This window comes from Leptolyngbya sp. BL0902, assembly GCF_016403105.1.
Taxonomy (GTDB): domain Bacteria; phylum Cyanobacteriota; class Cyanobacteriia; order Phormidesmidales; family Phormidesmidaceae; genus Nodosilinea.
The window spans coordinates 4257827-4276944 of record NZ_CP046155.1 but is presented as its reverse complement, the minus strand read 5'-3'; the positions used below and the strand labels follow the sequence as shown (position 1 = coordinate 4276944).

Genomic DNA, 19118 nt, shown 5'->3' with positions numbered 1-19118 from the left:
CCGTCGCCTTGATGCGTTCCCCAGACTTCGCCGCACCATCCCTTTCACACGCCAACCCTCCAAAACCGTCCCCCATCATCCCATAATCCCCAACTTCTAACCGCCCTTCCCCCTTCCAGCCCCCAACTCCCGACTCCCGACTCCCGACTCCCGATTTCCGACTCCCGATTCCCCAACCCCTAACTCCCATTCCCCTATGCCAGCCTATTTCTTCTGGGGCGACGATGATTTTCAACTGCAAGCCGCCGTCCACACCCTGCGTCAGCAAACCCTAGACGAAGCCTGGGCCAGCTTTAACTACGAGGTGTTTCCGCCCTCGGCGGCCAATGGCCCCATCCAGGCGCTCAACCAGGCGATGACGCCCCCCTTTGGCATGGGAAAACGGCTGGTGTGGCTGCAAGAAACCACCCTGGGGCAGCGCTGTGCGGAGGAGGTCTTGGCCGAGTTTGAACGCACCTTGCCAACCCTACCCAGCGAGTCGGTGCTACTGCTAACCAGCACCAGTAAGCCCGACGGACGATCTAAATTTTACAAACTCTTTAAAAAGCATGGGGAGTTCCGAGAATTTGCCACCATTCCCCCCTGGAAGACCGAGTTAATTCATCAGCAAGTGGAAACTATTGCTAGGGCGCGTTCTCTGAATTTAGCGCCTAAAACCGTTGACTTGCTGGCGGAGGCCGTGGGCAACGACACCCGCCAACTGCACATTGAACTGGAAAAACTCGCCCTGTTTTGGAACGATCCCCAGCGGCCCATCCCCCCGGAGGCCGCCGCCGCCCTGGTGACGGTCTCCACCCAAAACAGCCTGAAATTGGCCAGCGCCATCAAGCAGGGCGACACCTCAACGGCGCTGGGGTTGGTGGCTGATTTGCTGAACCGTAACGAACCTGCCCTGCGGATTGTCGCAACCCTGGTCAGTCAGTTTCGGCTGTGGCTGTGGCTAAAGGTGATGGAAACCGAACGCATTACCAGCGAGGCTGAGATTGCCGCCGCTGCGGAAATTGCCAACCCCAAGCGGATCTATTTTTTACGCCAGGAGATCCGGGGTATTACCCTAGCCCCGTTGCAACGGAGTTTGCCTTTGCTACTAGAATTAGAATCTGACTTAAAGCTAGGTCGGGAGGAGCAGGCCACCCTCCACACCAAAGTGATTGAACTATGCTGTATGTTTCGCCCGGTTAGCTCCCGTTAGCCAAGGTGACACCAAGGGAACATAATCACCATCGGGTCATTCAAGGCAACCAGATCAATGCGATGGGGGTCTGTTGCCCGCTTCGGGTTGAGCGTTCGATGTTTCCGCGTCCCTGTTCCATGTCATCGGTTGAGATATCCGAGTTCTAGATATCGTTATGAGCACATTCTCCGTTATGATTGCCGCCGTCCGACCCTGGAGCCGCTCCCTGCTGGTAGCGGGTTGTTTGGCCAGCGCCACGCTGCTGAGCCAAGGTTGGCCCCTCTCCTTCGCCAGCCCTGGGGGCCAGGTGCATTGGGGTGCGCCAGCCCTAGCCCAGGGGCTAAATGTTTCCCAGGAGGAAATTATGGGCTATGCCCGCTCGGTCTTGGCGATGGAAGGCCCTCGCACCAATGCCTTCAACGAAATTCGTGCCCTCCTGACCGGAACCAACGTGGACATCAACAGCATTAGTTTGCGCTGTACAACCACCAACAGCCTCAGCCAACTCCCTCGGGGCATTCGCAACAATGTTCGTGCCATTGTGGTGAACTACTGCAACCAAGCCAGTCGCATCGTTCAGTCTAATGGCCTCCGCAACGAGCGCTTTGATGCCATTACCGCCGCCTACCCCCAAGACGACACCCTAGCCGAACAAATTCGAGCGGCCTTAATGCAGCTTCAGCAGCAGAACTAGGGCATCCCGTGCCTGGGGCTACCGCTTAGAACCCCGCCTAGGCAACCGTCTTTCCCGGACGGCGATCCTCCCCCCGCCAGCGGCTATGATGGCGGCATGGCCCAGGTTCTCCATGACCTTAGACCGTTCCTCGGCCTTCCTTCGATTCAGACCCGTCCTTCCTTAATTTATCCCCCTGACTCCATGCAATTCATTGATCAAGCCGAGGTAGATGTCATCGCCGGAAAAGGGGGTGATGGCATTGTGGCCTTCCGTCGCGAGAAGTACGTCCCCGCTGGGGGGCCATCGGGGGGGAATGGGGGCCACGGAGGGTCGATTATCCTGCGGGCCACAGAACAGTTGCAAACCCTGCTGGACTTTCGCTACGCCCACCAGTTCAAGGCCGAAGACGGCCAGCGGGGTGGGCCAAAAAACATGACCGGAGCCTGTGGCCACGATCTGGTGCTGGAGGTGCCCTGCGGCACCATGATCTACGACGCCGACACTGAAGAAATCTTGGGAGACTTGGTGGATCCTGGCCAAATCCTCTGTGTGGCCCAGGGTGGCAAAGGTGGCCTCGGCAACCGCCACTTTCTCAGCAACCGCCAACGCGCCCCCGAACACGCCCTCCCCGGCCTTCCTGGCGAAGAACGGCGGCTGCGGCTAGAACTCAAGCTACTGGCGGAGGTGGGCATTATTGGCCTGCCCAATGCCGGAAAATCCACCCTGATTGCCACCCTCTCGGCGGCACGGCCCAAAATTGCCGACTATCCCTTCACCACCCTCATCCCTAACCTGGGCGTGGTGCGACGGCCCACGGGCGATGGCACCGTTTTTGCCGACATTCCAGGACTGATTGAAGGAGCCCACCAAGGGCTGGGCCTCGGCCATGAGTTTTTGCGCCACATCGAGCGCACCCGCCTGCTGCTGCACCTGGTAGATGCCACCGCCGAACAGCCCCTCGACCACTACCACACTATTCAGCAAGAACTCATCGCCTACGGCCATGGCCTAGAGGAGCGGCCCCAGATTGTAGCCCTCAACAAAATCGACGCCCTCGACGAAGCCACCCTCGACGCCCTGGTTCAACAGTTTGAAGCGGAGCTAGGCCACTCTATTCACTGCATTTCCGCCGTCAGCGGGATGGGTGTTCAGCCGCTGCTCCAGCAGGTTTGGATCGAGTTGGACGTGTAATCCAATCCATCCCATCCTCTGCCGACGAAGGTGCTTTCCCGCTGCGTTAGGTCGCTGCGTTGGGTCGTTGCATTGAGCCGCTGTCTTGAGCCGATAGGGCCGAGGTTTAGCAAATGCGGGGAAGCTGATCACCCACCAAGCGGTCAAGGATGCGGTCGCTGCCGAAGGCGGTTTTGAGCAGCACAAACCCCACGGGGTCGGCCACCACTTCACCGATGATGTGGCTGTCGGTTCCGGCGGGGTGGGCGCACATGGCGGCGAGGACAGCTTCGGCCTGATCCGGCGGCACCACGACGACGAGTTTGCCTTCGTTGGCCAGATACAGCGGGTCGAGGCCCAACAGTTCGCAAAGTCCCTGAACGGCGGGGCGCACGGGGAGAGCGTTTTCCTGTAAACGGATGCCCACCTGGGAACTGAGGGCAAATTCGTTCATCACCGTGGCCAAGCCGCCGCGAGTGGCATCGCGCATGGCCCGCACCTGGGGGCACACCTTCAGAATTTCTGAAACCAGGCCATTCAGGGGTTGGCAGTCGCTTTCGATGGGGCTTTCTAGGGCCAAGTCTGCCCGCGCCACGGTAATCGCCGCGCCGTGGTCGCCCAAAAATCCGTTCACCAGCACCACATCCCCCGGTCGCAGCCGATCCGCCGAGGGAGCAATGCCCTCTGGGACTCGGCCCACCCCAGCGGTGTTGATGAACAGCTTGTCGGCGCTACCCCTGGGCACTACTTTGGTGTCTCCGGTGACGATCTGCACCCCCGCCGCCGCCGCTGCCTGGGCCATGCTCTCCACCACCCGCCGCAGGGTATCCATGGGCAATCCTTCCTCCAAAATGAAGCCGCAGGTGAGGTAGAGCGGCGTGGCTCCTCCCACCGCCAGGTCGTTGACGGTGCCGTTCACCGCCAAGGCCCCAATGTCGCTGCCGGGAAAAAAGAGCGGATCCACCACGTAGGAATCCGTCGTTAGGGCCAGCCGTCCCCCCGCCCAATCCATCACCGCCTGATCGTTCAGCGGGGCCAGCAGGGCATTATCAAACCGATGCACAAATACCTCCGCCACCAAATCGGCCATGGCCTTGCCGCCGCTGCCGTGGGCCAGGGTAATGCAGGTCTCCCGCCGTGTTTTTGCCAAACCCATACCATCTCACTACGCACGCTGTAGGTTTAGCATGGCAAGGCGTTTCCCGCCAGGGGCCAATTCCTGGGCCTTTCTTAAGATTTTCCCGCAGCGTTTCCCTACCCCAGGTCTCTGCCGGGTCGCGCCGCTGTAGGCCCCGCGCCATGGGCGATAATGCTCCTACCTGTGTTTTCCCCTGGCCTATGAACTTGCCCACCTGGATCACCGTGTCGCGCCTGTTGGGGGTGCCGCTGATTTTGATTTTGCTCACCCATCCCACCCCCTACGAACGGTGGATTGCGGCGGGGATTTTTTTGCTGGCGGCGGGGACAGACTGGCTGGATGGCTACCTAGCCCGCAAGCTAAACCAGGTAACGGAGCTGGGCAAATTCCTCGACCCGCTGGTGGATAAGCTGCTGGTGTTGGCCCCCTTGCTGGTGCTGGTGGAGATGAACCTTGTGCCCGCCTGGGGGGTGTTTTTGATTGTGGCCCGTGAAATCACCATTGCCGGATGGCGGGTGAACCCAACGATGCAAAGCGGCGGCGTGCCGGGGGCCAATCTCTGGGGCAAGGCCAAAACCGTGGTACAAATTGCCGCCATTACAGCTCTCCTTGCGCCCCTGCCGGAGGCCTTCCTGCTGCCCAGCCAGATCCTCTTTTGGCTGGCGGTGGCACTCACGCTGCTGTCTGGACTGGTCTATCTGCTACCTGCCCTACGTTCCCCCAGCAATGTCCAAGACATCCCATGATCTTTAGCCCATGGGAGAAATTCGGTCATTCGGTTTCCATGGGGAATCCATTTGAAGCCCTGGCCTTGCTTTAGGCAGGTACCATTTCAGCAATATCACTGGGGTGTACAGGCTCGAAGTGTAAGACCATAATTTGCTCTGGAGGCAATCCTAAGGACTCGTAGGTACGCCCATTTCGGTCACTAAATTCAACTTCAAAAGCCGCTCCATTAGCCAGCACTTCAACCACGGTGCCAACCTGTCCTCGCCACAAATTGTACTGAGGAAGATCTACCACCAAAGCAACAACATCCAGCAACTGAATTAGGTTGTTCATCATGCCCTCCACCTCACTACAGAGGATAACAGGTTGTCAGTTTCGGAATAGTTGAACCGTGCTCAATAATCCAACCGCTTCGTAAAGTTGCGCTTTTATTGTGCCATTCAAGGTTGAAATCTAGGGTGTAGCGTTGGCCAAACCTATCTTGTCTGCCCAACTGTGCATCCTGCCTTTGAACAACCTCAAGGAGAATCTGGCGTAATTCCTCCGCATTATTAGCCGTCATACCAAGCATCGCGATAAACAGTCTAGCTTTATGTTTTCCATCATCGTGATTCAAATTCAGGCAGTAGTCACGCAGCTTCCGAATATCAACAATCGCATTTTCTGAATTTGGGATGAGCATAGAGAAGCCCGTACAGATCCGTCATTACAGTCGCTATAGCTGCCCCTAAGCCAAGGCTTCGTCGTCGGGATCCTCGGTTGTGAGGGGAAGATCCGAAGACCCAGGGCGACGGACAAAGACGGTGCAATAGCCATCGGGGCTAACCTGCATGCCGTACAGGGGTGAGGCGTTTCCTCGGCAGCGTCCGCCCTGGAAGTGGCGACAGCGTTGGCAGCTATCGGGTTGTTCGGGGCGATCCTCTGGATCGACCTGTCGCAGTAGATCGCGCTGGGTGAGGCCCTTAATTACCAGTTCATCGCCCTGCCAGCGGGCTTGCACGAGGCCAGTATCGGCTAGGGTGCGCCAGCGGGGGTCGGCGGTGAGGCGGTCGGACAGCAGCAGCAGCACGCTGTCATCCACGGCGGTGATTTCCCCCTCAAACAGCGGATCGGGGGCAGCGGGCTGCAAAAAACGGTCGCCAATGGGAAATTCCACCCGTTTTCCCACGGAGGGCAGGTGAAGCTGATAGCGGGTTTGCAGTTCTTCCAGTCCCGCCAGGTCGGCCAGGTGGCTGGGGGAACCATGGACAAAGGCCACATGCTGGGGCCGCAAGTTGTGGATCAGTTGGGTGGTGCCGACGGCGTCGCTGTGGGTGGTGAGCAGGTAGGTATCGAGCTGCACGCGGCCTGTGTCGAGGTCGGGGGCGAGGGTTTGCAACCAGGCCAGGGTAGACCCCGCCTCGGATTCGGGGGCGGCCAACACCGCCGTCGCGAGGTGGGAGGCAAAGGCTTCGGGTAACAGCACCGTCCAGGGGTGATCGGGATCTTGGCAATAGCGGCTGAGATCGGCCTCACGATAGCCCAGCACAATGGCGGGGGCCGATCCGGTGGGCATTTCCCCAGGGGCCAACCGCCGAATCCGAGGCCGCACCCGTTCGTCCCAAAACAGGGGCTGGTGGCGGGCAAAATTTTGCACACTGCTAGGCAGGTAGGGCAGCAGTTCCAGGTAATGGTCGCAGCCCGCCGCCACTGTGGCATCCACCCACACCGTCACATCCTTGCCCGTAAACTGGTGGTGACTCCGCAACAGCATCACCAACTCCTGCCCCTGGCCGAGGGTGGGCACGGGCAACAGCACCGAACGCCCCCCTTGCAGACGGTCGTAAATAGTCTGAGCCAGCTGATTTTCCTGCTGCCGTCGATGGGGATGACGGGCCGTACCCGCGCTGCCTTCCATCAGCAGCACATCGGGCCGCAGCCCCCGCAGAGACTCTAGCGGCAACCCATCCACCAGCCGCGAGTTAGAAATAAAAAAGTCGCCCGTGTAGAACAGCGTATAGGGCCGCTGGGGCGTGGTGTAGGTCAACAGCACACAGGCGGCACCGGGCAAATGCCCCGCTGGCCACAGTTGCAGGGTCAGGTCGTCCGTGAGTTGAAGGGGCGTGTTCCAGGGCAAGGCCTGACACAGATGGGGCGGCACCTCGTCGGGCCGATCTAACCAGTTGAGGGGCAACAACTGGGCGGTGACTTCGCTGCCGTAGATGGGCACCTGGGGAAAGGCGCGATGAAAATCCAGCAGGCCACGGGCATGATCGCTGTGGGCGTGGCTGCACAGCAAAAAGTCCGCCTGCTCCACCCGCTCCCGTGCGGCCTCCAGCGGAGCCATACTCGACAGGCCACAATCCAGCAGAATCCGCCGTGGCCCTAGGTTTACCTCCAGGCACACGCCCTCGCCACCGTGGCCTGCTCCAAAGGCAACGCAGGATAGCTCACTCACGGTTGCCGATGCCGAACCCACCCGTGGGCCACCTCATGGGCCTAGTGGGCCGACCCATTGCCGTGGTAGCTGTCGGTGTCATAGAAGCCGTTTTTGGTGCCAAAGAACAGGGTGGCCACCACAAACAGCCCGGTCAAAACCGCCAAAACCAGTTTGATATCCATAGGAAATCCGTAAAAACAGGTGTAAATCGTGTTTGCTATGCCCAATCCAGCCCGAAAGGGTCGCCGCTAAGGGGGCATACCTTCAGCCCGGACTTAGACACAGGTTATCCTAGCAAGCCCGTTTAGGACGCCAATGTAACGGTTTTTGACGCCCTCACGCTAGATCAAAAGCAACGGATCCCCCTTGGAGGGCGCACTTAGCGGCGATCTCGTTCCAAATCCCAAAGTGCTTTTTCGGCACACCATGCCCCTGTCTTGCCGGGGTTGCTGGCGGCGACTTGTCTCACCAAGCGCTCTGAGGTGGCTCGGTTGTAGGTGTAGCGATCCATCTTGGATAAAATCGTTGCCGGAATGGAAAATGCCGGAGGTGCGGCGGAAGAAAAGGATACAGACCTGGGAACCGAAGGCGGCGGTGACGATGTAGCTTTCGTAGCTCTTCGAGGCGGGGTCTTGCTCCTCGCTGCGACAGTACCGCTGACAACTGAGGCGGAAGGCTGCGGTCGCACAGTACCCTTGGGTTTAGGTTGGGACGCTCGGCTGATCCTTCGACCAAAGGCCAGAAACGGATGTTTCACCTGCCCCGCCTTAAATCGCTGATGATGACGCACCCACAACCCAGCGACAATCCAAAGTAGAACCGCTAAAAGACTCGCCATCGGCACCTCCTAGTGCTTGCCTATTTAGGATGCCCAGAGTTGCCCAGACCTCACGATGTCCGGTCGAATGGCTGAACGTCAAATCGCTGCAAAACGTTAGCTGTGAATCTTGTTTTCGGTGCCCATGCGGTGCCCATACAGCGGCTTAGTTCTCGCGTTCGCCGATCTATAGAATTCCCTGCACCGAAAAATCCGGCGAGGGTGACAAGCTGAAGCTTTACCATAGGATGTATTGCAAGGCCCAGCGCCTCTTTTCCATCCTGCCCCATGTCAACGAGTTCTGCCGCTGCCCATGCAACGTACTCGCCTCAGCATTCTGTTTGATGAATTGGGAGACCAGCTTAGCCTGTGGTTGATCAACCCCTGGCGGCGGGTTTCTCTGGTGATTATTAGCCTGTTGGGGGGCTACTTTGCGGCGGTTGCCCTCTCTGCCATTGCCGGACAGGCCGCCATTCAGGATGTCACGGTATCCCTCTTTTTGGTGCTGGGGTTCGAGACGGTGAGTTGGCTAGTCTATAGTCGCCGCTGGCGAGATCCCGAACTCATCCGCAAGGTGCCCAAGCCCCTCTGGCTCGACTGCCTCAATAGCATCAAACTTGGGGGACTCTATGCCCTGGTGGTTGAAGCCTTTAAGCTTGGTAGCTAAGTGCCCCCATGGCTCGACGCTTGCCCCCGCCCCTGGTCAATTCACCCGCGCCCATAGGAGCCAGACTACGGGGGCAGAACGGTAGGAGTCGCCAGATATCCAAAGCGCCTGCGCTAGGATAGAAATTGTGTCTTAGGGCGATTCAGCGCAGAAATTTGGCCATGGAAAAGATTGTGGTGGGGCTTTCGGGCGGGGTAGATAGTTCGGTGGCGGCGGCGGTGCTGCATCGGCAGGGCTATGACGTGGTGGGGCTGACCCTGTGGCTGATGAAGGGCAAGGGCCAGTGCTGCTCGGAGGGCATGGTGGATGCGGCCAAGCTCTGCGAAGACATGGGCGTTCCCCACCACATTGTGGATAGCCGCGAGGTGTTTCAGAAGGAAATCGTCGATTATTTGGTGGAAGGCTACGGCAGCGGCATCACGCCGTTGCCCTGCTCCCAGTGCAACCGGGCGGTGAAGTTTGGCCCCATGTTGCAATACGCCCGCGAAGAACTGGGCTGTGAGCGCATCGCCACGGGGCACTATGCCCGCATCCTCCACAACGCCGAAACCGGGCGCTACGAGCTGTTGCGGGCGGTGGATTCGACCAAGGATCAGGCTTACTTTTTGTATGACCTGACCCAGGATTTGCTGGCGGCCTGCCACTTTCCCCTGGGGCACCAAACCAAAACCGAAACCCGCCGCATCGCCGCCGAACTGGGCCTGCACACCGCCGAAAAGCCCGACAGCCAAGACCTCTGCCTCATTGAGCAGCACGGCTCCATGCAAACGTTTTTGGACAAATACCTCGCCCCCAAACCGGGGGATATCGTCGATACCGAGGGCCGCATTCTGGGTCAGCACACGGGCATTCACCACTACACCATCGGCCAGCGCAAGGGCCTCGGTATTGCCGCCCCCAACCCGCTCTACGTGGTGGGGTTTGATATGGGCCGCAACCACGTCATCGTCGCCGACCGCAGCGATGCCCACTGGCCCGACTGCACCGTGCAGCGGGTGAACTGGGTCTCCATTGCCGCGCCCCAGGAGCCGATGCCCGTGTCGGTGCAAATTCGCTACCGCAGCGGAGCCGTAGGGGCGACCCTAATTCCCCTCGAAGGCCCCAACGGCTGGGGAGATCGGGTGAAGCTGGTGTTTGACGAACCCCAATTTGGCGTCACCCCTGGGCAAGCGGCGGTGTGGTTTGATGGCGACCGGGTGCTGGGCGGCGGGCTCATTGAAATGGCCGTTAGTCAGGCGGAAAACCCGGTTAACACAGCCCCCGAAGCCAGTGTCCTGAGTCGCTAGGAGCATCCCATGGCCGACACCAAGGATCAACAGCACCCCCAATACAAGGCCGACCGCGACGTGGTGAATCAACTTTTGGCCGGAGAAGCCACCGATTACAATCTGGTGGAACTGGCCCGCCTGATGATTCGCTACGAGGGTTTTCCCGGCGCACGGGACATTCAAACCGACCTCAAAAAGGCCCTCAACCGCTGGCAGCTTACCGAAGACACCCTGTTTGCCAAAACCCGCACCATCCACCAGCAGGGCGATGTGTACAAGGGCTTGGGCCGAGGCCGGGAAGACTGGAGTTGATCAGAACGGCGGCGAACAACCCTATCCAACGTTTTCCATCACTTTGTATCTATCTGCATCAATTCGGTGAATTTCCTCTAGGTTAGGGGAATGTTGGAAAGAGTTCCTTCACCCCATGGATAGCAGCGATGGCAACGCGATATTACCTGTACGGCATTTTTCCAGCCCCTGGCCCCAAGGCGGTTTCGGTGACGGGGTTGGATGACCAGCCCGTAGAGGCTTGGACGCTGGATGGCTTTACATTTTTGTACTCTCCGGCCTGCCAAAAGCGCTACCTAGCCAGCCGCTACAATTTGCTCGCCCACGAAAAGGTGCTGGAATCGGCCATGCAGCAAGGCTTTCATACGTTGCTGCCGCTTCAGTTTGGGCTCACGGTCAGCAGTTGGGAACAGGTGAAGGAGGACTTGATCACCCCCTACTGCGAGATGCTGACCCAGCTTTTTCAGCGCCTAGACGGCTGCCGCGAGGTGAGCGTGAAGGTGATGTGGGATGCGGCCACGGAGCTAGAGATGCTGATGACCGAAAACGACGACCTCCGCCACCAGCGCGACCAGCTAGAGGGCACCCAGCTCAGTATGGATCAGGTGATTCAAATTGGGCAGCAAATTGAGGCGGCGCTTCAGGAACGGCAAGAGAGCATTGCCGACCAGTTTCGCCACGCCCTAGCGCCCCTCGCCAAAGACGCCATCGAAAACGATCCCATGACCGACGCGATGATTTTCAACGTTGCCTACCTCATTCCCTGGGAGGCCGAACCTGCCTTTAGTCGCGCCTTGGACGAGGTGGACGCCGCCTTCGGGGATCGCCTACGGGTGCGCTACAACAACTTCACGGCCCCCTACAACTTTGCCCAGCTTCAGTAGATCACCCGCTTGATCGACAGCCCTGATCGTGGCCCACCCTAACGCCCGCTCCCAGGTTGGTAGCGGCACTGAGGATGGGGATCGCATCCATGTAGGAAAGCTTGTTTTTGAGACCTCATACCACATCCGAGTTAGGAAACCCCGATTCTTAACCCCGCCAACGGTAGGGGCGAGGTCTCCTCGCCCACTAATGATACCGGGGGCAAACGAGCCGGATTTAGTATTCAGGCTCATCTACAATGCAAGTCAGCTCAATCACGTTGCCGTCGGGATCTTGGGTAAATAAGGCTGCCCGCCCAGAGGCACTGCGCTGCACCGGACAACCCGCCTGTTCTAGGGCTGCTGCCGTGGCCTCCAAATCCCTCACGGCTAGGGCTAGGTGGGCATGGCGACCCCATTTTTCGGTGTCTTGAGGGCGCTGATAGGGCTTATCCGCCATGATGAGGTGAATCTGAAACGCGCCAACCTGGTACCACTGCCCTGGAAACGAGAAAGGACGCTCCACGGTCTGCAACCCTAACACGCCGCTGTAGAAGGCTTCGGCCTGGGCAAGGTCGCTGACGTTGAGGGCGACGTGGAGAGGGGCGTGGGGGGAAATCATGGGAGTTGGGAGTCGGGAATCGGGAGTCGGGAGTGGGTTGGGTGACGCTATGGCAAAGCCCAGAACCTAGGAATAGAGGGGCGTTGGGTGCTGCTTCGCTTGGGCCAATCTGGGGGATGACAAGATTAAGGGAAATTTGGAGTCCGGGAACCCCTACCCGTAGCCACTAGAAATTAACGATATACTTTTGCCTGTCTAGGTATTTCGTCGCATTGAGATCGGCGGAGTACACTGAAACTTGGGATCTCGTTTTATTCAACCTTGATTTAACATCCAAGTCCAAATCCACCGTTTATCCGCCGCCACCATCGCCCCTAGGGCCAACCACCATGCTAGACGCACTCATTGTATTCTCATTCATCCTAGCTGGCGCGGGAATTGGGTTCTACAGCATTGACCTGCTGCCCCAGCAAATTCTAGCCCAAGTCACCAATATGGAGGGGCTGGGCACCGTTACGGCGGTGTTTGGGGGCCTAATTGGCACCGGGTTGGGCCTAGTGGTGCAGACCAGCTATCGCCGCCTAGAGCAGCAAATTAAGGAACTCCCCCCCGACCGTTTGCTGGCCCGCGCTGTGGGTTTGGTGCTGGGGCTGCTGATTGCCAACCTGATGTTGGCTCCCTTGTTCTTGCTGCCAATTCCCTCAGAATTTGGCTTCATCAAACCGTTGACGGCGGTGTTGGGCAGCGTGTTGTTTGCGGTGTCTGGCATGAACCTGGCCGATACCCACGGGCGTTCCCTGCTGCGGTTGGTCAGCCCTAGCACCCTGGAATCTACCCTGGTGGCCGAGGGCACCCTGAAGCCCTCGAAAACCAAGGTGCTCGACACCAGTTGCATCATTGATGGCCGCATTGAAGGGCTATTGGAAACGGGCTTTTTAGAAGGGCAACTCCTCGTACCGCAGTTTGTGCTGCAAGAACTGCAACAGGTGGCCGATGCCTCCAACGACCAAAAGCGAGGCCGAGGCCGACGGGGGCTGGATGTGCTAAACCGCATCCGCGAGGCCCACCCCAACCGGGTGCTGATTAATTCCGAAGACTACGACGACATCCCCACCGTGGATGCCAAGCTGGTGCGGCTGGCCCAGGAACTCAATGCCGCCCTGCTCACCAACGACTACAACCTCAACAAGGTGGCCAGCTTCCAAGAGGTGCAGGTACTCAACATCAATGACCTCGCCCAGGCCATCCGCCCCGCCTACCTGCCAGGGGATGACATTGACCTGAAAATCCTCAAGGAAGGCAAGGAACCCTCCCAGGGTGTGGGTTATCTAAACGACGGCACCATGGTTGTGGTAGAAGAAGGCCGCGACTACATCGGGGAAGAACTGGAGGTTGTTGTCACCGGATCGCTACAAACCTCCGCTGGACGCATGATTTTTGCCCGTCCCAAAACCTCTATGGTTACGTCCTAGCTGGTCATTGATGGGCGAGTGAGGGGCTGCACAACGCCCTTGGTGGTCAAGTGCTTCAATCCCGCTTCCCCCCGCTCACGTTCTCGCTCACTGGCTAGCGCCCCAGGACTGGTCGGTGAGCCAAGTTTGCAGGGTTTCTACAAAGGCAGCGGTGGATTCGTAGGGCAGGACGTTGCGACCGGGGATTATTTTTCCGGTGGCGTGGGGAATGTGGTGGAGGTAGTCTGTCAACCGCTGTCGGGGTGGGTCGGTGCGGCTGAGTTGGTTGATGCCGGAGGCGGATTCTCCAAAGATTACGAGGGTGGGGATAGAGATGGCGGCCATCAGGGCGGTATAGTCTTGTCGCCAGAAGCCCGCTAGGAAGGAGTAAACGGCGTAGCGTCCGCCTGTATCTTGGGCATCGGTGAGCAGGTGATCGAGCCACTCGCGGTCGATATCGGCCTCCGTGGCAAACAGTTGACGGCGGCTGAAGGACTGCAAAAAGGCTTCGCGACGGGCATAGCGAAAGAACCCAACGCCCACCGGGCCGCTGAACAGCAGATTCCACAGCAGGGTTTGGCGACGGCGGGTGGTGGGCATCGTCATCAGTTTCATCCCTGGCGGGCCGCTGAGGGCCAGTCCTTGAATGTAGCCTTGGGTGTGGGGATGGGCTAGCAGATGTAGGCCAATGGGCAAGGCCGCCCCCTGCACCACCAGCACCACAGGCCGCTGCACCACCTGGCACAAAAAGTAAGCCAACTGATCGGCCCAGTCTTCGGCGTAGTAGGCAACCTTGGGTTTAGCACTGTGGCCGCAGCCCAGCAGGTCGGGCACGTAGAGGTCGGGGCAGTTTCCCGCCGCTGCCATAGTCTGGGCGGTGCGATGCCAAAACCAACCCGCCAGCCCCACGCCGATAGGATGGATCAACAGCAGGGGTGGCGCGTCCTGATGGCCCAGGGCCGGATAGTGGGTGTAGGTACAGGGGTAGGTCTTCCAGTCATAAACCTGGGCGGGGGGCAGGCTGGTCATAGCAGCGGCTTCTGGTTCAGGAGTTTGGGCAGCATTAGCCACAGCAGGGTACCACGGCCCTGGGCAACCTGCGCCCAGTGGTCTACCTCAAACTCTAGGCAAGCCATGGCGGCTGTGGGCACCCGCACGGCACCGCCCCCCATTAGGTAGGTGAGGGTATCCGACCAAGTTGGCTCATGGCCCACCAACATCAGGGAGTGATAGGTGTCTGGCTGTTGCTGAATGACCCCTATCACCGTAGGCACCGTAGCTTCATACAAATCGTTGGTGATCTGCGCTGGGCAAGCCCATTGTCCCGCCGCCATCGCCAGTTCTAGGGTGGTTTTGGCCCGCACCGCCGAGGAGGTAATGGCCAAATCCGGTACCCGATTCACCGCCGCCAGCCATCGGCCCATGGCGTTTGCGGCCCGCTGTCCCCGTTCCGCCACCGGACGGTCGTGGTCACGGTTGAAGCTAGCTTCCCAGTCTGATTTGCCGTGGCGAAAGAGGATCAGATGTTTGGTCATGGCAACAGGCTCGAGATCGGACTAGGGCAAAGGCTGTAGAATAACGACCTGAAGTTCTAAGTCATTAAAGTCATCCAGGCTTTCTTGATCTTCAAAGCCTAGGTCGTAGAGATTGCCGTTGGCAAAGCGAGTTCGCTGCACCTTGAGGCCAAAGGCATCATCCCACCCTGAGCCCGTTCGAGAGCGATGATCGCCGTCGAAATAGTAGGTGAATACCCCGGCTTCGGGCGGAAACATAAACCAGCCCGTCGGATTGTTGGAGGTGATTTCCTGCCGCCGAGCACTGTCGGGAGGGAGCTGATTTTGGGGCCGAGGACTGGCATTTTCCTGGTACACCCGCAGCCGCTGCCGAAACAGCGCATCACCGCCAGAAACGCGGTACCACACCTGATGGGCCGACGTGGCTTCGGTGGTGAATACAGAATAGGCCGTTGCCCCCGGCATCATGACAGGCTCAAACACCTGGATTAGATTGCGGAGAGGCGGCGAATTGGGGCTGCTGCTCACCTGGGCCGGGGTGCGGGTGGCGAAGGGAACCGCCATCAGCAGAGCCACCATCACCACGACCACCAAGCTATAGAAGATGCTACGCCGACTCATGGGGCTGACCTATGCAGGAATTTTGCCCCAAGAATACCGCAGATTCCCGGCGTGCGCGGTTTCCATTACGCTTGTTGACACTCCCCATCGCCCAGGATGCCCCACCAATGCGCGGCCCTCTCCATCCGGCCATGGTTTTTCTGTCCCTTGAGATCCCTTTTGAGCTTTTGCGAATCCGTAGACCACGACGCGATAGCCCTAGTCAATCAGCTGAGGAATCTCAATCACCACCTCTGGAAAAGCGAGCGGAGTTAAGCTCCCTGTCGCGATGGGGGTACAAGACGCATAGCCATTTGACCGAGGATCTCGAAACAGAAGCAGTTGTCGCTGTTTGAGGTTGATCCGCCAATATTCAGCGATGCCCACCTCGGCATAAACCTGGCTTTTGGTGTCAAAGTCCTTCTCCCAGCTAGAGTCCGCGTATTCCATCACCCAAAAAATATTTTCAGGATAGGGATGGTGATTGAGATACTCGCGCCCCAACCGTTGAACGATGGCAATATCTGGCTCAGGCTCCGATTGATTGGGCAGGGTAATGGGCTTGGCCTGCCGCACCATGGCTCGACTGCCGAGCTTTTGCGCCAAATAATCCCCCGCTTCCGAACTGAAGTAGGCGTGGGGTTCACCCTCTGGAGCCATCTCCACAATTTCTCCTAACAATAGTTCTACGCGGCGATGGTCAAGCAATCCCGCCTCAATCATGCGGTGATACTCTTCCAACGTCCATTTGGCAATGGCAACGCTCATCCTAAGACACCTCCTTTCAAGGCCGTTCGGCTCGGTTTCACCAGGCGACCATACTGCTCACAGAAAAAACGCACACATTCGGGGGCCAGATCGATGGTTGCTTTATCGTAGGCTCCGGTCTCTGGGTTGGGCCAGACCAGGGCATAGTCGCCTTTTACGAACTGAAAGCGTTCTATTTGACGTAGCGGTCTTAGGGCTGGGCCTGGATCTTCTTCGATGAGGAGTGGGTAAAAGTCTAGGTCGTAGATACTAACATCGAGATCCTCCTCAAACCACAGTCGCAAGGTGTAGTCGCCTAAATACTCGGCCTTGAGCAATCCTTTTTCAGCCGAATTTTGCCAATATGTTGGATTATGGGCTAGTAATTGCCAGGATTCCCATTTCATGGCGACTATCCTACGATTTCAATGGTTTCGTGCCGCATCGCCCGTTCCCACTGGTCTAATAAAGCTTCTTCGTGGGCCTCGACCCAAGCTTCAATGAGGCGCTTAAACTTGGGAGGGAGCGGTTTACCCGGCTGCATCCACTGCCGAGACTGAATGGTTATCCGGTAGCTGCCATAGTCATTTTGATATTTGACATGGACGTGGGGCGGCGCATGGTCATTGTAGTTCATCAGTACGACTAGCAGTCCCCGACTAAAGGGATGGGAAACAGGCGGCATTGACGGGTGACGTTAATCGGCGGGGATTGCTCTAGGTCAAAGATTTACGGGCCAACGGTTTGAGTGTGCGTTGGCCTGTAGAAGCTAATTAATCGAGCAGCTTTCCTGGTCGCAGACAACGGTTCCGGCCACGGCGCTTTCGGGCACCACGCTAAAGCCGCCCACGCTCACGCCCGTGATGCCGTACTGTTCGCGCAGCACTTGGTTAAAGCTGGCGATGATGTTGGGCAATTGTTGCTCTAGCACGGTTTTAATCTGATCGGCCTCAGGGGGTGGGCTACCCACGGTTTCCACTGCCATAGGGAATACTCGATAAAGGACTGTACCTATTGTAAAAGGCTAGGAAACCCCTCTGGTCACTACTTCATGGCTCTACACATGGGCTAAGGCGTAGGATGGGCGTCCTCGGTACAGTGGGTCACAAACACTCTCTTATGTTGTGAGCAAGCCCTCACCCCCAACCCCTCTCCCACAAGGAAAGGGGAGCTAGAAAGGCTAAAAGTCCCTCTCCCTTGGGGAGAGGGATTTAGGGTGAGGGCCGCTGGGCGGCTGGACACCTCCCTAATTTGCGGCTGAATTAGCCTGGGCGTGGGCCTTGAGGGCGTCGATAATTTGGATATTGGCCTTGGGGAAGGGATATTCCTCAATTTGGTCGAGGCTGACCCAGCGCACTTCGTCACATTCGATGGGTTGGGGGTCGCCGCTGAGGTGGGTGCAGTGGTGAACGTTGAGGGTGACTTTGAAGTGGGAATAGGTATGGGTGACGGTGCAAAGCAGGTCGCCCACAGCAATGGCGATGCCGAGTTCTTCTTGAATTTCCCGCCGGATACAGGCTTCTACGGTTTCCCCGGCTTCAATTTTGCCGCCCGGAAATTCCCACAATCCGCCCAGCAGCCCTTCCTGTTTGCGACGGTCGATTAACACCTGGCCTTGGTCGTTCCAAATCACCGCGACGCCAATGTGTTTGTGGGGAATGGGGGCTTTGCTTTCGGTCATCGGAATCTCCGTTTGCACATTCAGATTATAGGCGCGACAGTGCTTCTGCCAAGGACAGCGGGGGCAATCGGGCTGACGGCGAGTGCAGAGGGTGGCCCCCAAATCCATCATGGCTTGGTTAAAGTCGCGGGGATTTTGGGGATCTAGCACCCGATCAGACAGATCCCACAGGGTATTCATCGCCTTGGCTGGGGGCACGGGCAGGGCAATGAGGCGAGCTAGCACCCGTTTCACATTGCCATCCAAAATCGCGTAGGGCAAGTTGTAGGCGGAGCTAAGGATGCCCCCCGCCGTGGTGCGGCCAATGCCGGGAAGATCGGTAATGGCGTCAAAATCCTGAGGAATCTGACCCCCATGCTCCGCCACGATGCGCTGGGCAGCCCGGTGCAGATTGCGGGCACGGGCATAGTAACCCAACCCTTCCCAGGCTTTTAGCACCGTTTGCAAGTCCGCCGCTGCCAGAGCTTCCACGGTGGGAAATTGTGCCAGCCAGCGCTCGTAGTAGGGCAGCACGGTTTTGACCTGGGTTTGCTGCAACATCATCTCCGAAACCCAGATGGCGTAGGGGCTGTCGATATTGCGCCAGGGCAGTTGTCGTCCCGATTGGGTGTACCAATCCAGCAGGTTAGATCGCAGTTCCGCCACCACAAAATCGGGCACAGTAAAACCCGGCCAGGGGGAGACAGCCCCAGCCGGGTTCAAAGGTTTTAAATGTCCAGGGTCAACGTGTTTCGCAAACTCAACCGCAGCGTCAATAGTGGATGCAGCGGACTCGGCAGATTCAACCGTCGGCAAAACATCCAGCGCCGCCGTCAGATACGCGGCTTCCCCATCGCGGCAACGGCGAGACTGAGAAGCGGCATCTAGGGACGAGTCGGCCAAGGATAAACGGGGGCGCTAGAGGTTACTCATGGTCAGGGGCGGCGTCAGCGAGGACAAAGGATCGCTCCATTTCCATGCGCTGTTCGGCTCCGCGCAAAAAGTACCCGCTCATCATAGCAGAGGCCAACAGCCGCCCTAGGCTTTCGCGGTTGGTGGTAATTTCCACATCAAAATGCTGCGACGGTAGCCCTCCCAACAGCCCAATGATGTTGTGCTCCATCATCTGCTGAACTTCTGAAGAAGCTGGGTTAGACAGTTGGGTGATGGTTTCAGGGCTCATGGCGTGAACGTACTGCATCAGCGAGTTGCCATGCTCGAAGGGCTTGAATCCGCTGAATAGTTCTGGGGGTTTGCCGGAAGGATTGCTCACAGGAGATACCTCGCTTTGCTGGCTGTAAGGGGTAGGTCGCCGGGGGCTTACCAAGTCCCGGAGGGCGCTTGTGCTACGGCAAGCCGCTGAGGATGGACT

25 protein-coding genes are annotated in these 19118 nt (G+C 58.4%); 9 read left to right on the top strand and 16 right to left on the bottom strand.

Annotated elements, in window-relative coordinates; all coding sequences use genetic code 11:
* Positions 1-196 precede the first annotated feature (196 nt).
* The 3 genes from holA to obgE all read left to right on the top strand — a co-directional run bounded on the left by holA (position 197) and on the right by obgE (position 3041).
* Positions 197-1192 (top strand): DNA polymerase III subunit delta, encoded by a 996-nt coding sequence (gene holA / locus GFS31_RS18960; RefSeq protein ID WP_198806279.1) that lies wholly within the window; start codon positions 197-199, stop codon positions 1190-1192.
* Positions 1193-1349: 157 nt separating this feature from the next.
* Positions 1350-1868 (top strand): DUF4168 domain-containing protein, encoded by a 519-nt coding sequence (locus GFS31_RS18955; protein ID WP_198806278.1) that lies wholly within the window; start codon positions 1350-1352, stop codon positions 1866-1868.
* 183 nt (positions 1869-2051) lie between these two features.
* A complete protein-coding gene (gene obgE / locus GFS31_RS18950; RefSeq protein WP_198806277.1) occupies positions 2052-3041 on the top strand; it encodes a GTPase ObgE in 990 nt (329 codons plus the stop codon).
* Positions 3042-3147: 106 nt separating this feature from the next.
* Here the strand turns inward: obgE and hypE are convergent, their stop codons facing one another.
* Complete coding sequence (hypE, locus tag GFS31_RS18945) at positions 3148-4176, bottom strand: hydrogenase expression/formation protein HypE (RefSeq protein ID WP_198806276.1); 1029 nt, start codon at positions 4174-4176, stop codon at positions 3148-3150.
* Positions 4177-4358: 182 nt separating this feature from the next.
* Between hypE and pgsA the strand changes: the two genes are divergently transcribed.
* Complete coding sequence (gene pgsA / locus GFS31_RS18940; protein ID WP_198806275.1) at positions 4359-4904, top strand: CDP-diacylglycerol--glycerol-3-phosphate 3-phosphatidyltransferase; 546 nt, start codon at positions 4359-4361, stop codon at positions 4902-4904.
* Positions 4905-4974: 70 nt separating this feature from the next.
* Here the strand turns inward: pgsA and GFS31_RS18935 are convergent, their stop codons facing one another.
* The 5 genes from GFS31_RS18935 to GFS31_RS21370 all read right to left on the bottom strand — a co-directional run bounded on the left by GFS31_RS18935 (position 4975) and on the right by GFS31_RS21370 (position 7817).
* Entirely contained in the window at positions 4975-5223 is a 249-nt protein-coding gene (locus GFS31_RS18935) for a DUF4926 domain-containing protein (RefSeq protein ID WP_198806274.1), read from the bottom strand.
* 13 nt (positions 5224-5236) lie between these two features.
* Positions 5237-5569: a DUF6883 domain-containing protein gene (locus GFS31_RS18930; protein WP_198806273.1), complete on the bottom strand. Its 333-nt coding sequence runs from the start codon at positions 5567-5569 to the stop codon at positions 5237-5239.
* A gap of 45 nt (positions 5570-5614) precedes the next feature.
* Positions 5615-7324, bottom strand: coding sequence for an MBL fold metallo-hydrolase (locus GFS31_RS18925; RefSeq protein ID WP_198806272.1), 1710 nt, complete (start codon positions 7322-7324; stop codon positions 5615-5617).
* Between the two features lie 41 nt (positions 7325-7365).
* Positions 7366-7488, bottom strand: a complete 123-nt coding sequence (locus GFS31_RS21375; protein ID WP_263974869.1) for a hypothetical protein — start codon at positions 7486-7488, stop codon at positions 7366-7368.
* A gap of 197 nt (positions 7489-7685) precedes the next feature.
* The gene (locus tag GFS31_RS21370; RefSeq protein ID WP_263974868.1) at positions 7686-7817 is read right to left on the bottom strand and encodes a hypothetical protein; all 132 of its coding nucleotides are present in this window, start codon (positions 7815-7817) and stop codon (positions 7686-7688) included.
* 619 nt (positions 7818-8436) lie between these two features.
* Between GFS31_RS21370 and GFS31_RS18920 the strand changes: the two genes are divergently transcribed.
* From GFS31_RS18920 to GFS31_RS18905, 4 genes are all read left to right on the top strand, one after another.
* The gene (locus GFS31_RS18920; RefSeq protein WP_198806271.1) at positions 8437-8790 is read left to right on the top strand and encodes a DUF565 domain-containing protein; all 354 of its coding nucleotides are present in this window, start codon (positions 8437-8439) and stop codon (positions 8788-8790) included.
* A gap of 161 nt (positions 8791-8951) precedes the next feature.
* Positions 8952-10076 carry a tRNA 2-thiouridine(34) synthase MnmA gene (gene mnmA / locus GFS31_RS18915; protein ID WP_198806270.1) on the top strand — a complete coding sequence of 375 codons (1125 nt, stop codon included), beginning with the start codon at positions 8952-8954 and terminating at the stop codon, positions 10074-10076.
* A 9-nt stretch (positions 10077-10085) separates the two neighbouring features.
* Positions 10086-10370: a DUF3288 family protein gene (locus GFS31_RS18910; RefSeq protein ID WP_198806269.1), complete on the top strand. Its 285-nt coding sequence runs from the start codon at positions 10086-10088 to the stop codon at positions 10368-10370.
* A gap of 128 nt (positions 10371-10498) precedes the next feature.
* Complete coding sequence (locus GFS31_RS18905) at positions 10499-11233, top strand: GvpL/GvpF family gas vesicle protein (protein WP_198806268.1); 735 nt, start codon at positions 10499-10501, stop codon at positions 11231-11233.
* Positions 11234-11450: 217 nt separating this feature from the next.
* Here the strand turns inward: GFS31_RS18905 and GFS31_RS18900 are convergent, their stop codons facing one another.
* Positions 11451-11834, bottom strand: a complete 384-nt coding sequence (locus GFS31_RS18900) for a VOC family protein (protein WP_198806267.1) — start codon at positions 11832-11834, stop codon at positions 11451-11453.
* A gap of 329 nt (positions 11835-12163) precedes the next feature.
* Between GFS31_RS18900 and GFS31_RS18895 the strand changes: the two genes are divergently transcribed.
* On the top strand, positions 12164-13246 hold the full coding sequence (locus GFS31_RS18895) for a PIN/TRAM domain-containing protein (RefSeq protein ID WP_198806266.1): 1083 nt from the start codon (positions 12164-12166) through the stop codon (positions 13244-13246).
* An 87-nt stretch (positions 13247-13333) separates the two neighbouring features.
* On the opposite strand, the gene GFS31_RS18890 is transcribed toward GFS31_RS18895, so the two are convergent.
* The 9 genes from GFS31_RS18890 to GFS31_RS18850 all read right to left on the bottom strand — a co-directional run bounded on the left by GFS31_RS18890 (position 13334) and on the right by GFS31_RS18850 (position 19019).
* Entirely contained in the window at positions 13334-14254 is a 921-nt protein-coding gene (locus GFS31_RS18890; protein WP_198806265.1) for an alpha/beta fold hydrolase, read from the bottom strand.
* Complete coding sequence (locus GFS31_RS18885; protein WP_198806264.1) at positions 14251-14760, bottom strand: SixA phosphatase family protein; 510 nt, start codon at positions 14758-14760, stop codon at positions 14251-14253. Before GFS31_RS18885 ends, GFS31_RS18890 begins: the two co-directional genes overlap by 4 nt.
* Before the next feature lie 21 nt (positions 14761-14781).
* The gene (locus tag GFS31_RS18880) at positions 14782-15360 is read right to left on the bottom strand and encodes a hypothetical protein (RefSeq protein WP_198806263.1); all 579 of its coding nucleotides are present in this window, start codon (positions 15358-15360) and stop codon (positions 14782-14784) included.
* 198 nt (positions 15361-15558) lie between these two features.
* Positions 15559-16107 carry a Uma2 family endonuclease gene (locus GFS31_RS18875; RefSeq protein WP_198806262.1) on the bottom strand — a complete coding sequence of 183 codons (549 nt, stop codon included), beginning with the start codon at positions 16105-16107 and terminating at the stop codon, positions 15559-15561.
* On the bottom strand, positions 16104-16493 hold the full coding sequence (locus GFS31_RS18870) for a hypothetical protein (protein WP_198806261.1): 390 nt from the start codon (positions 16491-16493) through the stop codon (positions 16104-16106). Before GFS31_RS18870 ends, GFS31_RS18875 begins: the two co-directional genes overlap by 4 nt.
* A gap of 5 nt (positions 16494-16498) precedes the next feature.
* A complete protein-coding gene (locus GFS31_RS18865) occupies positions 16499-16771 on the bottom strand; it encodes a DUF4160 domain-containing protein (RefSeq protein ID WP_198806260.1) in 273 nt (90 codons plus the stop codon).
* An 84-nt stretch (positions 16772-16855) separates the two neighbouring features.
* Complete coding sequence (locus tag GFS31_RS18860) at positions 16856-17071, bottom strand: hypothetical protein (protein WP_198806259.1); 216 nt, start codon at positions 17069-17071, stop codon at positions 16856-16858.
* A 261-nt stretch (positions 17072-17332) separates the two neighbouring features.
* Positions 17333-18649 (bottom strand): A/G-specific adenine glycosylase, encoded by a 1317-nt coding sequence (gene mutY / locus GFS31_RS18855; protein WP_317135049.1) that lies wholly within the window; start codon positions 18647-18649, stop codon positions 17333-17335.
* 22 nt (positions 18650-18671) lie between these two features.
* Positions 18672-19019 (bottom strand): DUF760 domain-containing protein, encoded by a 348-nt coding sequence (locus GFS31_RS18850; protein WP_225907504.1) that lies wholly within the window; start codon positions 19017-19019, stop codon positions 18672-18674.
* Between the last annotated feature and the right edge of the window lie 99 nt (positions 19020-19118).